This window comes from Enterobacter sp. HG048, assembly GCF_024702055.1.
Taxonomy (GTDB): Bacteria; Pseudomonadota; Gammaproteobacteria; order Enterobacterales; family Enterobacteriaceae; genus Enterobacter; species Enterobacter dykesii.
In genome coordinates this window covers 379,756-392,753 of record NZ_JANLIZ010000001.1, presented here as the reverse complement: position 1 = coordinate 392,753, position 12,998 = coordinate 379,756, and the positions used below count along the sequence as shown (strand labels likewise).

Annotated in this window: 15 protein-coding genes; 9 read left to right on the top strand and 6 right to left on the bottom strand. The window is 56.0% G+C overall.

The window, feature by feature from the left end; all coding sequences use genetic code 11:
- Window position 1: 1 nt before the first annotated feature.
- The 3 genes from NUX24_RS01860 (at window position 2) to tusE (ending at window position 2,120) form a co-directional block, all read left to right on the top strand.
- The gene (locus NUX24_RS01860; RefSeq protein WP_257829606.1) at window positions 2-1,159 is read left to right on the top strand and encodes a CfaE/CblD family pilus tip adhesin; all 1,158 of its coding nucleotides are present in this window, start codon (window positions 2-4) and stop codon (window positions 1,157-1,159) included.
- 10 nt (window positions 1,160-1,169) lie between these two features.
- Window positions 1,170-1,721: a LuxR C-terminal-related transcriptional regulator gene (locus NUX24_RS01855; protein WP_047652829.1), complete on the top strand. Its 552-nt coding sequence runs from the start codon at window positions 1,170-1,172 to the stop codon at window positions 1,719-1,721.
- A 69-nt stretch (window positions 1,722-1,790) separates the two neighbouring features.
- Window positions 1,791-2,120, top strand: coding sequence for a sulfurtransferase TusE (gene tusE, locus NUX24_RS01850; RefSeq protein ID WP_008499913.1), 330 nt, complete (start codon window positions 1,791-1,793; stop codon window positions 2,118-2,120).
- On the opposite strand, the gene yccX is transcribed toward tusE, so the two are convergent.
- Genes yccX through NUX24_RS01835 form a run of 3 tightly spaced genes read right to left on the bottom strand, consistent with a single transcriptional unit; the run spans window position 2,117 to window position 3,766 of the window.
- A complete protein-coding gene (gene yccX / locus NUX24_RS01845; RefSeq protein ID WP_033145129.1) occupies window positions 2,117-2,398 on the bottom strand; it encodes an acylphosphatase in 282 nt (93 codons plus the stop codon). The genes tusE and yccX overlap by 4 nt on opposite strands.
- Before the next feature lie 11 nt (window positions 2,399-2,409).
- On the bottom strand, window positions 2,410-3,198 hold the full coding sequence (locus tag NUX24_RS01840) for an AraC family transcriptional regulator (RefSeq protein ID WP_126328168.1): 789 nt from the start codon (window positions 3,196-3,198) through the stop codon (window positions 2,410-2,412).
- Window positions 3,199-3,208: 10 nt separating this feature from the next.
- Window positions 3,209-3,766 (bottom strand): kinase inhibitor, encoded by a 558-nt coding sequence (locus tag NUX24_RS01835; RefSeq protein WP_257829598.1) that lies wholly within the window; start codon window positions 3,764-3,766, stop codon window positions 3,209-3,211.
- Between the two features lie 173 nt (window positions 3,767-3,939).
- Between NUX24_RS01835 and rlmI the strand changes: the two genes are divergently transcribed.
- The gene (gene rlmI / locus NUX24_RS01830; protein WP_047652832.1) at window positions 3,940-5,130 is read left to right on the top strand and encodes a 23S rRNA (cytosine(1962)-C(5))-methyltransferase RlmI; all 1,191 of its coding nucleotides are present in this window, start codon (window positions 3,940-3,942) and stop codon (window positions 5,128-5,130) included.
- Between the two features lie 60 nt (window positions 5,131-5,190).
- Window positions 5,191-5,508: a heat shock protein HspQ gene (hspQ, locus tag NUX24_RS01825; protein ID WP_008499919.1), complete on the top strand. Its 318-nt coding sequence runs from the start codon at window positions 5,191-5,193 to the stop codon at window positions 5,506-5,508.
- Between the two features lie 37 nt (window positions 5,509-5,545).
- On the opposite strand, the gene NUX24_RS01820 is transcribed toward hspQ, so the two are convergent.
- Window positions 5,546-5,959: a CoA-binding protein gene (locus NUX24_RS01820; protein ID WP_008499920.1), complete on the bottom strand. Its 414-nt coding sequence runs from the start codon at window positions 5,957-5,959 to the stop codon at window positions 5,546-5,548.
- A 173-nt stretch (window positions 5,960-6,132) separates the two neighbouring features.
- Here NUX24_RS01820 and NUX24_RS01815 point away from each other — a divergent pair, with 173 nt between their 5' ends.
- Both NUX24_RS01815 and mgsA read left to right on the top strand, forming a co-directional pair.
- Complete coding sequence (locus tag NUX24_RS01815) at window positions 6,133-6,795, top strand: DUF2057 family protein (protein ID WP_033145125.1); 663 nt, start codon at window positions 6,133-6,135, stop codon at window positions 6,793-6,795.
- An 80-nt stretch (window positions 6,796-6,875) separates the two neighbouring features.
- The gene (gene mgsA, locus NUX24_RS01810) at window positions 6,876-7,334 is read left to right on the top strand and encodes a methylglyoxal synthase (RefSeq protein WP_033145124.1); all 459 of its coding nucleotides are present in this window, start codon (window positions 6,876-6,878) and stop codon (window positions 7,332-7,334) included.
- Window positions 7,335-7,392: 58 nt separating this feature from the next.
- Here the strand turns inward: mgsA and helD are convergent, their stop codons facing one another.
- Window positions 7,393-9,447 (bottom strand): DNA helicase IV, encoded by a 2,055-nt coding sequence (gene helD / locus NUX24_RS01805; RefSeq protein ID WP_257829589.1) that lies wholly within the window; start codon window positions 9,445-9,447, stop codon window positions 7,393-7,395.
- Window positions 9,448-9,570: 123 nt separating this feature from the next.
- On the opposite strand from helD, the gene NUX24_RS01800 reads away from it, so the two are divergent.
- Window positions 9,571-10,017, top strand: a complete 447-nt coding sequence (locus NUX24_RS01800; protein ID WP_032658155.1) for a YccF domain-containing protein — start codon at window positions 9,571-9,573, stop codon at window positions 10,015-10,017.
- A gap of 19 nt (window positions 10,018-10,036) precedes the next feature.
- Window positions 10,037-12,199, top strand: a complete 2,163-nt coding sequence (yccS, locus tag NUX24_RS01795; protein ID WP_033145122.1) for a YccS family putative transporter — start codon at window positions 10,037-10,039, stop codon at window positions 12,197-12,199.
- Here yccS and NUX24_RS01790 read toward each other — a convergent pair.
- A complete protein-coding gene (locus NUX24_RS01790; RefSeq protein ID WP_033145121.1) occupies window positions 12,156-12,782 on the bottom strand; it encodes a TfoX/Sxy family DNA transformation protein in 627 nt (208 codons plus the stop codon). The genes yccS and NUX24_RS01790 overlap by 44 nt on opposite strands.
- Window positions 12,783-12,998: the final 216 nt, after the last annotated feature.

The window sequence follows — 12,998 nt, the reverse complement described above, 5'->3', positions numbered from 1 at the left end:
TGTGATTAAGTGCTTCTTTATTTTACTGTTCTTAAGCCTGTGGACAGGCCAGACGCTGGCGGGCGCCCCTGCGGGACGAAACACCAGCGTTGGGATCAGCTTCGATCGCACGGCACCGCCTGCGCGTTTCGATATCTGGTTTCATGAATCGGGCGGCTTTGACGCCGCCGACCCGCAAAAGTGGGGACGTAATACCCTGACCTGTCAGTCCCGGACTGACGCCACGTACGGGGCCTGCATGAACTCACCGGTCTGGTTCTCAGCTAACCCGGCCGCGCCCTATGCCATCAATTTACGTTTCACGCATGCCCTCACCAGCAAGACGGTGGATATCAAGCTGTATGGCGATCACTACATGTTTATCAACAATAAAGTCTTTACCTTCGCCAGCTTTGTGACAGGGGGAACGGCCACAATCGCTGACTGGAACAGAGAGCCGTATTTTGATTTCTATATTGTGAAAAGCGAACTGGATAAGCTCGCCCTGCCGGGGATCTGGACCGCAACGCTGAAGCAGAATCTGCGTCAATGGGGGAGCGCCGACTGTGGCGGGAACTTCAATGACGTAAACGTCGGATGCCCTGGCTACCTCACCATCGCCAGGTGGCAGGCAAACATTCGCATTGAGGTGGTCGATCCGGGTAATCAGCAGATTTATCTGCCGGCATTTCCGCACTCAACGCCCATCGTTAACCTCAACCTGACGAACTTCCCGGGGCGGCCGGGAGGTAGTGAGATCCAGGGTGAAAACTCGCTGGATATGTGCCTGTACGACGGCAAAAACAGCACCAGCACCCGCGCCTATCTTCGCTTTGAGGATGACGGACTCCCCTCAGCGGATCGTGCCGAAGGCGCGTTTTCTATCAGGCGACGCGGCGGTAGCCAGACCGATGCGCGGGATCGTCTCGATTACCGGGTCTCCGTCACCAACCCAATAACAGGCGCAACCGAAGCCGTCGCGAACGGTAAAACCCTGGTCTGGCAAGGCACAAACGATCCGCAGCATCTGCGTCAGGTCGTGCTGCCCGGCGGACGCGAGAGCGTACTGTGCATCCCTGCCCCTATTATCCTGAAAACCCCCGCGTTTGCCGCCAGCAGCAAAAACGCGGGCGACTATACCGGCACGCTGCGCGTTATCTATACGCCCAGCACGTTATAACGAGGTCACCGTGAGTTACGCTATTCTCGACAATAATCGATTTTACGCCGAAGGGTTGCGCTACGCGCTGCTGCGTCGGGGCGTGCAGTTAGAGGTCCAAAGCGACACCGTGCAATGGCAGCCAGCGCTGCTTACCCGCCGTGTGGTTGTCGTACGCTGTCGTTTTTCCGTGGCCGCTACGCATCAGGCACTGATTAACATTTTGCTCAGACTGGAAGCCGCCCGCTGGCAAGGTAGCCTGTATCTGGTCTGCAATGAAAAGGGGTGGGCGCTGGCGACGCATTTACGCAAGCGTTTCAGTACGTTAACCCTTTATATCATCGATGACCGGATCGCCGTTGCCGATGCGGCATATTTGCTGGCAAAAGAGCCTCGCCGCGTTCGAAGCCTGGACTGCTGTCTTACCGGCCTTGAATTCAACGTGCTCGATCTGATGCTTACCGGCTTGCCGGTACGCCACATTGCCATCGTGACGCGTATGTCTGAGAAGCAGGTTTCGACCCATAAATGCAACGCACTGAAAAAGCTTAATGCCAACAATCTGCTGCAGCTACTCCTGTAGGGCACGGCTTATCCTGCGGCCGCTTTTTTGCTACACTGTCGCCGTTTTTTTCACAGACGACAGAAGATTATGTTCATTTTTGCAGGCCAGGAAATTGAGACCGATAGCGAAGGCTATCTGAAAGATACGACGCTATGGAGCGAGCCGCTGGCGGAGAAAATTGCGGAAAACGAAGGAATTACCCTCTCCCCCGAACACTGGGAAGTGGTGCGTTTTGTTCGCGAGTTCTATCTTGAATTCAACACCTCTCCGGCGATCCGCATGCTGGTTAAAGCCATGGCCAATAAGTTCGGCGAAGAGAAAGGCAACAGCCGCTATCTGTATCGTCTGTTCCCGAAAGGCCCGGCAAAACAGGCCACCAAAATTGCCGGCCTGCCTAAGCCGGTGAAGTGTATTTAATACCGAATCCCGAAGTTTACGTATTCGCGCCCGGGTTGATGCGGTTCCGTTAAAACCTTATCAACCCGCGCGCTGCGCGGCCCGCCCGCTTTCAGCCACGCCACCAGCTTGTCGACCTGCTCCGCTTCGCCGCAGGCGACCACCTCAACGCTGCCGTCATCCCTATTTCGCGCGTATCCCGTTAGCCCAAGCTCAACCGCTTCGCGCTGGGTGCTGTAGCGGAACCCCACGCCCTGAACAACGCCGTGAACCCAGGCAATAGTGCAGACTTTTGACATTTTTCTTCTCCTTAACGTAGCGTTTTCGGCAAACAGCCATAGTGCTGCCGGAAACGGGCGGTGAAACGAGAGCTGGAAAGATACCCACATTGTAATGCGATTTCGCCAATTGGTAATCGGGTTGACTGTAGCTGTGACAAAGCAACGGCCATCCTCACCTCCTCCACGATCTGGCGAAAACTCTGCGACTCTTCGCGTAAGCGTCTGCGCAACGTCGGTACGCTTAATGCGAGGCGGCTGGCGACGTCCTGGGCGGTCCAGGCTCTGGCGGGCGACAGCATAATGAACTGCCGCACCTGCTCGGTCAGGTTACTGTTGCGCTCAACAAGCAGCGGACCCGCCACGCCATCATGCAGCAGGGCCAGCAAAAGGCCGAAAGCCTGATGCTTTTGTAGCGCCTCCGGTAAATCCTGACGCACGGCGTGCAGCAGATTGTCCCACATAAACGCCAACCCCTCGCTCAGCGGGGCGCAGAGCGAATGCAGCGTCGTGCGCGGCCAGGATTTCAGGTAATGCGCCTTAAACTCGGCGACGATCTCCGGGGATAACATCAGCAAATCCGAGTGAAACAGACCGTTTACAGGCTGATTGATAATCTCCATCGTCGTATTGGCCGGGATAATGATGAGCTCATCCCGTGTCGCCTCCAGGCGGTTATCATCCTGAACAATCACCTTACTGCCGTGAGTGATATGACAAATAGCCGGAAAAAAGAGTTTAACCTGGTGCAGGCGATGCATTTTGCTGGCAGTCACTTCACCCGCGGTAAGATGGTTATGTCGAAAATGAAACTCCTGCACCCTGCCATCCTTATCTGCTGTAGGTTGCTGTTAACTGAGCCTTTGCCAGAACGTGACTATTGAGCATAAAACCGACCAGCGCGCCGCTGGCATTGCTATCGACGGGCAGTTTATCCACGTTCAGTGCCCAGACGGTAATCTGATAGCGATGAGGCTTGTCCCCTTCGGGTGGACATGCGCCGCCGAATCCAGAATAGCCGAAATCATTACGCCCCTGCACAACGCCGGCAGGTAATTTCTCGCCGTTCGGGTTACCGGCATCAGCGGGCAGCGTCATTGTCTTCGCAGGAATATTGGCGACGGTCCAGTGCCACCAGCCGCTGCCGGTGGGGGCATCCGGGTCATATACCGTGACGGCAAAACTTTTCGTACCGGCGGGCGGATTTTTCCATGCCAGCTGTGGAGAAATATTCCCACCGTGGCAGCCAAATCCCTCAAATACCTGCTGTTGCGCCAGCCGCTTTTCGCCGGAAATATCCTGGCTGGTGACGTCGAAAGGCGTTGTTGCTAAAACCTGAAAACTCATCGCCGCCAGAGCGGCTATGGCTATCACACTGCGCTTTTTCATGGGTGCTCCCTCTGCTGTACCGGAAGCCCTACTGTAAAGCCTGCTGCAATACCGTAATGTGCCTAAGCGATTTGATTTTGTGCCGAAACGCTCAACGGCATCCGCAGATGATTGCGCCTTGCTGAATGTGGTAATCTACGCGCCATTTCCTGAAATCGACAGAACAGCAAATTATGAGTGTACGTTTAGTGTTAGCCAAAGGGCGCGAGAAATCATTACTGCGCCGTCATCCCTGGGTCTTTTCCGGTGCGGTTGCCCGTATGGAAGGCAAAGCCAGCCTCGGTGAAACCATTGATATCGTTGACCATCAGGGGAAATGGTTAGCGCGAGGCGCCTACTCGCCAGCCTCCCAGATCCGCGCGCGCGTCTGGACGTTTGATAAAGATGAAACCATCGACATCGACTTCTTCGTTCGCCGTCTGCAGCAGGCGCAGCAGTGGCGCGACTGGCTGGCAAAACGCGACGGGCTGGACAGCTACCGCCTGATCGCCGGTGAGTCCGACGGCCTGCCGGGCGTGACCATCGATCGCTTCGGTAACTTCCTGGTGCTGCAACTCCTGAGCGCCGGAGCGGAATACCAGCGTGCCGCGCTGATCGGCGCGCTGCAAACGCTGTTCCCGGAATGTGCCATTTACGACCGCAGCGATGTGGCGGTGCGCAAAAAAGAAGGCATGGAGCTGACTCAGGGGCCCGTAACGGGCGAACTGCCACCGGCCCTGCTGCCGATTGAAGAGCACGGCATGAAGCTGCTGGTGGATATTCAGGGCGGGCACAAAACGGGTTACTACCTCGACCAGCGCGACAGCCGTCTGGCTACGCGTCAGTACGTTGCCGACAAACGCGTGCTGAACTGCTTCTCCTATACCGGCGGTTTTGCCGTTTCGGCGCTGATGGGTGGCTGTGCCCAGGTGGTGAGCGTGGACACTTCGCAGGAAGCGCTGGACGTGGCGAAACAGAACGTCGAGCTCAACAAGCTGGACTTGAGCAAAGCGGAGTTTGTCCGCGATGACGTGTTCAAGCTGCTGCGTAAATATCGCGACCAGGGCGAGAAGTTCGACGTCATCGTGATGGATCCGCCGAAGTTTGTGGAAAACAAAAGCCAGCTGATGGGCGCGTGCCGCGGGTATAAAGATATCAACATGCTGGCTATCCAGCTGCTGAACCCGGGCGGAGTTCTGCTCACCTTCTCCTGCTCCGGCCTGATGACCACAGATTTATTTCAGAAAATCATCGCCGATGCCGCAATAGATGCTGGCCGTGATGTACAATTTATAGAGCAGTTCCGTCAGGCAGCCGATCACCCCGTGATTGCTACCTACCCGGAAGGACTGTATCTGAAAGGGTTTGCCTGTCGCGTCATGTAACTTGAAAAGAGAAATATTGCCCGCACATAACGTGTAAGTCGTATTTCCCGGGAGGTGACTATGATTGCCAGCAAATTCGGTATCGGCCAGCAGGTCCGCCACACTTTGCTAGGGTATTTGGGTGTGGTCGTGGATATCGACCCGGAGTATTCCCTTGATGAACCGTCAGCAGACGAGCTGGCGGTGAACGCAGAGCTTCGCGCCGCGCCCTGGTACCATGTGGTAATGGAAGGTGATGATGGACAACCCGTTCACACCTATCTGGCCGAAGCGCAGCTGAGTAGCGAGCTGCAGGAAGAGCATCCGGAGCAACCCACAATGGATGAGCTTGCTCAGACTATCCGCAAACAGTTACAGGCTCCGCGCCTGCGGAACTAAGCGTGTAAAAAAAGCCCGATGAACGGGCTTTTTTTTATTACTTCGCCAGCCCCAGACGTGGGATATCGATCGCCGGACAGCGGTCCATGACGACGTTCAATCCCGCATCCCGCGCCAGCACGGCGGCCTGCTCGTTAATCACGCCCAGCTGCATCCACAGCGTTTTCGCCCCTACGGCAATAGCGTCCTGCGCCACTTCCCACGCCGCCTCGGAATTTCGGAAGACATCAACCATATCAATTTTTTCCGGCACGTCAGCAAGCGTGGCATAACCCTGCTGACCCAGTAAGGTTTTCCCCGCCACTTTTGGCGAGACCGGGATAACGTGATAGCCCTGATCGAGAAGGTATTTCATCACCCGATAGCTTGGACGATCGGGTTTATCGCTCGCGCCCACCAGCGCAATAGTACGCGTGGATGTCAGAATCTCGGCAATATCGTTCTCTTTCATGGTTTTTCTCCTGGCTTTTTTAAAAGTGTACGCCAAACCGCACATCTCAACCATCCATCCCATACAGATGCATGAGGGCAAAACGGCGAAATATGTCTATATGTTAGTAAACGTGATTATCGAAAAATTTAGATACATTAATGCGGCGACAGGATTTCTGACGGGAGCCTTCTATGAAAACCGGTATTGCCACTGCCCTGATTGCGTTAGTGATGCCGGTCTGCGTTTTTGCTACCACGCTCCGGCTCTCTACCGACATTGATCTTCTTGTACTGGACGGAAAAAAAGTCTCCAGCTCGTTATTGCGCGGTGCAGACAGCATCGAGCTGGATAACGGGCCTCATCAGCTGGTCTTTCGGGTAGAAAAGTCGATCGGTCTGGCGAATCACGAGCAACGCATGTACATCTCCCCGCCGCTGATTGTCAGCTTTAATACCCGGCAAATCAGTCAGGTGAACATCACCCTGCCTCGCCTTGAAACGGAGAAGGAATCTGCGGCCTTCGACGCTTCACCCCGCGTTGAACTGCTGGACGGGAATGCGATGCCGATTCCGGTAAAGCTGGATATTCTGGCGTTAACGACCTCGCCGAAAGGCCCGGATTACGAGGCCGCGACCCAGACCTATAACAAAGCGGGAAAACGCGCATCGCTTCCGCAGTTTGCCACCATGATGGCGGACGACAGTACGCTTTTATCCGGCGTCTCTGAACTGGACGTCATTCCTCCCCAGTCCCAGACCCTGACGGAACAGCGCCTTAAATTCTGGTTCCAGCAGGCCGATCCCGACACGCGGGCCCGTTTTTTACAATGGGCAAAACAACAACCTTCATCATAAGCCACATTTTTTACGCCTTTCTCTTGCAGCGTCAGACGGTTCCCGTCATCGTGTAGGCAGTTAACCTGATGGATATGATTATGGAACTGACAACACGCACGCTGCCTGAGCGCAAACACATTGCTCTTGTGGCGCACGATCACTGTAAACAAATGCTGCTTAACTGGGTTCGCCGCCATCAGCCTTCGCTGGAAAAGCACGCCCTGTCGGCAACCGGCACAACCGGTAACCTGATCCAGCGCGAAACGGGTCTGCAGGTGAATGCCATGCTGAGCGGCCCGATGGGCGGCGATCAGCAGGTCGGCGCGCAGATCTCCGAAGGGAAGATTGATGTGCTGATCTTCTTCTGGGACCCGCTGAACGCGGTTCCGCACGATCCGGATGTCAAAGCCTTGCTGCGTCTGGCGACGGTGTGGAATATTCCGGTGGCGACAAACCTGTCAACGGCGGATTTCATCATCGAATCGCCGCAGTTTAACTCGCCGGTTGATATCCTTATTCCGGACTATCAGCGTTATCTTTCCGACAGACTGAAGTAGCTTTTTTGCCGGGTGGCGGCGACGCCTTACCCGGCCTACCCATCCTTGCCCGGCGGCGTTATGGCTTCCGCGCCACCGGTACATTAATATTCTTCAGGATATCGACAAACACGGATGGCTCCTCTTTATTGAACAGCAGCCACACGCGATGCCGCGCGCGGGTGATAGCCACATACAGCAAACGCCGCTCTTCGGCATCCGGGAAGTCTTCCGGCACCGGCAGCAGGGCCTCTTCCATCACCGACTCGCGGGCCGGGGCCGGGAAACCGTCGCTCCCCTCTTTCAGCCCCACCACAATCACATAGTCAGCCTGCTGCCCTTTGCTGGCGTGAATGGTCATAAATTCAAGCTGCAGTTTCGGCCAGCGGGTGGCGGCTTTTTCCAGCGCCGCGGGCTTAAGGTGATGGTAGCGCGCCAGCACCAGAATACGTTCATCGGGCTTCGCGTAGCCGCTGAGCTTGTCCAGCAGCGGTTCCAGCTGGTCATCCGCCAGCAGGGTGACCGCTTTTTTATCTCCTGGGCGCAGGCTATTGAGCGGCTTGGCCAGCTGATGCGGGTTCTGCTGGATAAAGCGGTTGGCGATCTCACCAATGCGTGAATTGAAGCGGTAGGTGGTGTCCAGATCGCTGCGATCCCCTTCGCCAAAATAGTGGTGGAACGCGGTCGTCAGGGAGAGCTGCGCCCCGCTGAAGCGATAGATGGCCTGCCAGTCGTCCCCTACTGCAAACAGCGACGTATGTTTATTTTGCGCCCGTAGCGCCGAGAGCAATGCAGCACGCTGCGGTGAGATATCCTGGAACTCATCCACCAGAATATGTTTCCACGGACTGACAAAACGTCCCTTTTCCAGAATGATGATGGCCTGATGGATTAAACCGGAGAAATCGACGGCATTTTCCTCTTTCAGCGCGGTTTTCCAGGCTTTCAGCAGCGGAGCCATCAGCTTGACCCGTTTCGAAAACAGATCGCGGATCGCCTCCGGCGCGCTTTCAATCATCTCTGCCTGCGATCCACCGTGCATTCGCATCAGGCTGACCCAGCGGTCAAGTCGCGAACCCAGCCGACGCGCCAGTTTGTCATCCTGCCAGAAGCTGCCCTCTGGCACCTCCCAGCTGAGCTCCTCTTCCAGCCACTGCCGCCAACCTTTAGCCTGCGCCTTTTTCTCACCGCACTGCTGGCGCCACGTTTTGATGAACAGCGCCTGACGCGCCTGCGCGTCGTTTTCCAGCTTACTGATGGAAGGCACTTTTTTACTGCCCTGCTGAATAATATGCAGCGCAAGGGCATGGAAGGTTCTGGCCGTGATGTCCCGGGTGTGCAGGCGCTCCTGGATGCGTTCATCCATCTCCTGAGCAGCCTTACGGCCAAAGGCCAGAAGCAGAATTTGATCGGCTACCGCTTCCCCGGTCGTCAGCAGCCAGCCGGCACGCGCCACCAGCACCGACGTTTTACCGCTACCGGCCCCCGCCAGCACCAGCAGCGACTGCTCGCCGTTGACCACCGCGCGCGCCTGGGCCGGATTGAGCGGTGAAGATTCCACCGTACTGAAAAAGTCGGCGTATTGGGTGAGCATGGCGTCCGTCCACGCCTGGTTATGGGCGAGACGGCTTTTATCCTTATCATTCAGCCAGGCCTGACACTGGCGCCAGGCGTCACGACAGTTGTCAAATTCGTCGAGACGCGTCACGGAGAGCGGCAGCGCCGAGAGTGCCTGTCGAATCTTTTGCTGCAGCCCGGCAGTCTGCTGACGGGTCAGCCACGCGTGTTGCGCGTTGCTTTGCGCGATATCGTCCAGCACCTGCTGGAGCACCTGGGCGGCAATCACGCTCATATCCTGGCTCCACTGCTGCCAGAGTGCGTTCAGGTGATGATGGAAACGCTGGGTTTCCGCCCACTCGGTGCCATGAAGACGCACGACTTTATCGTCAGGCAGAACGAACTCCAGCTCGCCCCACACCAGCCCGCGTTTACAGTGGATAGCCAGAAGCTGATTAAACGGAATAAGGTATTCGTGGCGTTCCCCGGAGACTTTCACCCCGGCATTAAGGAGAACCACCCTGTCGTAAGGGTGTTGCGCCAGGCGTTTGCCTAACGAGGTTGCTTTCAGTTCCATGTTCCGCCAAATCCACGAAGAGATAATTTACCTGACAGTTTAACTGCCAGTTTTAAGGTGCTCCAGCCTAAAAAAACGTTACAATCATTGGGCGTTAATTTTATCGAAAGGAAGTGAGGGTTTATGCGTACCGTTCTGAATGTGTTGAATTTTGTGCTGGGCGGTTTTGCCACCACCCTTTCCTGGCTTTTTGCCACGCTGGTGAGCATCGTCCTGATTTTCACGCTTCCCCTGACCCGTTCCTGCTGGGAAATCACAAAACTCTCCCTAATCCCCTACGGGAATGAAGCCATCCACGTTGACGAGCTGAATCCGGAGAGCAAAAGCGCCCTGATGAATACGGGCGGAACCCTGCTGAACATACTGTGGCTGATTTTCTTCGGCTGGTGGCTCTGCATCATGCATATTTTTGCCGGTATTGCACAGTGCATCACGATTATTGGTATTCCTGTGGGGATCGCGAATTTTAAGATCGCCGCTATCGCCCTTTGGCCCGTCGGTCGCAGGGTTGTTCCGGTAGAAGTGGCCCAGGCGGCGCGTGAAGCAAACGCGCGTCGTCGTTTTCAGTAAATAAGGACCGGCCGCGTTTATGCTAAGCCCACTGCTTCGCCGTTATACCTGGAACAGCACCTGGCTATACAACGTCAGGATATTTATCGCGCTTTGCGGCACGGTTGCCCTGCCCTGGTGGCTGAATGATGTCAAGCTCACCATTCCGCTTACGCTGGGGGTTGTAGCCGGGGCGCTGGCGGACCTGGACGATCGTCTGGCCGGGCGCTTACGTAACCTGGTCATTACGCTCGTCTGCTTTTTCATTGCGTCAGCGTCCGTTGAGCTGCTTTTTCCGTGGCCCTGGCTGTTTGCTCTGGGCCTTACGCTCTCAACCAGCGGTTTTATTTTGCTGGGCGGCCTCGGGCAGCGCTATGCCACCATCGCGTTTGGTGCATTGCTGATTGCCATCTACACCATGCTGGGCGTTTCCCTGTACGACCAGTGGTACCAGCAGCCGGTTCTCCTGCTGCTGGGCGCCATCTGGTATAACCTGCTGACGCTAACCGGTCATCTGATCTTCCCCGTTCGCCCGCTGCAGGATAATCTTGCCCGCAGCTTTGAGCAGTTAGCCCACTATCTGGAACTGAAATCCCGGCTGTTCGACCCGGATATTGAGGAAGAAAGCCAGGCTCCGCTCTACGATCTGGCACTGGCAAACGGCCAGCTGGTCGCCACCCTTAACCAGACAAAAGCCTCTCTGCTTACCCGTCTGCGCGGCGATCGCGGTCAGCGCGGAACGCGAAGGACCTTACACTACTATTTTGCCGCCCAGGATATTCACGAACGTGCCAGCTCCTCGCACGTTCAGTATGCTGCCCTGCGCGAGAAGTTCCGCTATAGCGACGTGATGTTCCGCTTCCAGCGCCTGCTGTCCATGCAGTCTCAGGCGTGCCAGCAGCTCTCTCGTTCCATTCTGCTGCGCACGCCCTATCAGCATGACCCCCGCTTTGAACGCGTATTCAGCCACCTTGATGCGGCGCTCGACCGCGTTCAGGCCAGCGGAACGTCACCGGAGCACATCAAAGCGCTGGGCTTTCTGCTGAATAACCTGCGGGCAATTGATGCTCAGCTGGCGACAATCGAGTCCGAACAGGCGATGGCGCTGCCGGGCAGTGAGGTGGAAAATCAGCTTGCTGATGACAGCGTGCACAGCGTTAGCGATATGTGGCTGCGTCTGAGCCGCAACTTTACGCCGGAGTCGGCACTCTTTCGCCACGCGGTGAGAATGTCGCTGGTGCTGTGCGTGGGGTATGCCTTTATCCAGATAACCGGGCTGCACCACGGCTACTGGATCCTGCTGACCAGCCTGTTCGTCTGCCAGCCGAACTATAACGCCACCCGACACCGTCTTGCGCTGCGCATTATCGGCACGCTGGTCGGCGTCGCGATCGGCCTTCCGGTTCTCTATTTTGTGCCCTCCGTTGAAGGTCAACTGATCCTGATTGTGATCACCGGCGTGCTGTTCTTCGCGTTTCGCAACGTGCAGTACGCCCATGCCACCATGTTCATCACGCTGCTGGTGCTGCTCTGCTTTAACCTGCTGGGTGAAGGGTTTGAAGTTGCCCTGCCCCGCGTGATCGATACCCTGATTGGCTGTGCGATTGCCTGGGCCGCGGTCAGCTTTATCTGGCCGGACTGGCGTTTCCGCAATTTGCCGCGCGTGGTAGACAGGGCGATGAACGCCAACTGTCGATACCTTGACGCAATCCTGGAGCAGTACCACCAGGGGCGCGATAACCGCCTGGCTTACCGGATAGCCCGTCGCGACGCGCATAACAGTGACGCAGAACTGGCCTCCGTTGTCTCTAATATGTCAACGGAGCCTCGCGCTACGGCGGAGATTCGTGAGACGGCGTTCCGCCTGCTCTGCCTGAACCATACGTTCACCAGCTATATTTCGACGCTCGGTGCCCACCGCGAGAAACTCACCAACCCGGGTATTCTCAATCTGCTCGATGACGCCGTCTGTTATGTCGATGACGCGCTTCATCACCGACCGGCCGATGAGCCGCGCGTGCAACAGGCGCTGGATGAACTGGCTCAACGCATTGCGCATCTTGACCCTGGAAACGACAGCAAAGCGCCGCTGGTACTTCAGCAGATAGGCCTGCTTATCGCTCTGCTGCCTGAAATTTGCCGGCTGCAACAGCAAATCGCTACCTGGAGGAGTGATTCTCCTGTGGCTCAGGCAGCGCATTAAACCACTCCGTCAGCTCCCGGCGAATACCTGCCGGGAGTGCCGCCTCATGCAGCCCCTCGATAGCCCCTTCCAGCGCGAAGAGAACCTTAATACCGAGCGCTTTGTTTTTTGCCCGCATCTTCAGCCAGCTCGCTCTGGCACCCAGCGCCCGCAGCGTTTCCTCATTAGTGATGCCAGCTTCAAAGAGCAAGACTTCAAGCTGAAAGGTCAGGTTTGGCAGATCCTTTAAGCGGTTTCGTTGATGGCGCTGATAGCGCTCTTTTCTTGCCGCACTAAGCGCAAACGAGGAGAGCTGAAGCAACCGCTCTCTGTCCTGCCATAATCCGTCATCCACACGATAATAGTTGAGCAGCACCGGGCGGCCTCGCTTCATCAACGTCAAAAAAGAGGAGGCATTTTTTACACAGTATTTCGCACTCTCCTCACAGGCGCGAAGATAAAGTTCGCCGTCTGACACCATGGCAAACACCGCATCATCTACCGCCAGGGTATAGCCTCCAAACAGAGCCCGGTGATGAATTTCGCCCAACGGGGAGAGGTATTCCTGGGATTTATAAATCCGTTCATAAGATATCTTTTTCATGATATTTCCCTTCAAAATCATAAAGTAACAACGAAATTTCTTACTAGCGGATCCGTTAGCAGGAAAATAGGCAACTTATCGCCGATGAGCAAGATGATTTTTCGAGGGACATCAACATTCAATGAATTTTGCGAGTCGCTTTCCGAAAATGAGGTTGATCTTTATGCATACAGGGGTTACTGTATATCCATACAGTAACTACAGGGCTGGAATGAA

Bases quoted from the DNA above. Each gene is read 5' to 3' on its own strand.
- tusE (WP_008499913.1), top strand. From the start codon at position 1,791: ATGTTCATTTTTGCAGGCCAGGAAATTGAGACCGATAGCGAAGGCTAT.
- yccX (WP_033145129.1), bottom strand. From the start codon at position 2,398: ATGTCAAAAGTCTGCACTATTGCCTGGGTTCACGGCGTTGTTCAGGGC.
- NUX24_RS01835 (WP_257829598.1), bottom strand. From the start codon at position 3,766: ATGAAAAAGCGCAGTGTGATAGCCATAGCCGCTCTGGCGGCGATGAGT.
- rlmI (WP_047652832.1), top strand. From the start codon at position 3,940: ATGAGTGTACGTTTAGTGTTAGCCAAAGGGCGCGAGAAATCATTACTG.
- hspQ (WP_008499919.1), top strand. From the start codon at position 5,191: ATGATTGCCAGCAAATTCGGTATCGGCCAGCAGGTCCGCCACACTTTG.
- NUX24_RS01820 (WP_008499920.1), bottom strand. From the start codon at position 5,959: ATGAAAGAGAACGATATTGCCGAGATTCTGACATCCACGCGTACTATT.
- NUX24_RS01815 (WP_033145125.1), top strand. From the start codon at position 6,133: ATGAAAACCGGTATTGCCACTGCCCTGATTGCGTTAGTGATGCCGGTC.
- mgsA (WP_033145124.1), top strand. From the start codon at position 6,876: ATGGAACTGACAACACGCACGCTGCCTGAGCGCAAACACATTGCTCTT.
- helD (WP_257829589.1), bottom strand. From the start codon at position 9,447: ATGGAACTGAAAGCAACCTCGTTAGGCAAACGCCTGGCGCAACACCCT.
- NUX24_RS01800 (WP_032658155.1), top strand. From the start codon at position 9,571: ATGCGTACCGTTCTGAATGTGTTGAATTTTGTGCTGGGCGGTTTTGCC.
- yccS (WP_033145122.1), top strand. From the start codon at position 10,037: ATGCTAAGCCCACTGCTTCGCCGTTATACCTGGAACAGCACCTGGCTA.
- NUX24_RS01790 (WP_033145121.1), bottom strand. From the start codon at position 12,782: ATGAAAAAGATATCTTATGAACGGATTTATAAATCCCAGGAATACCTC.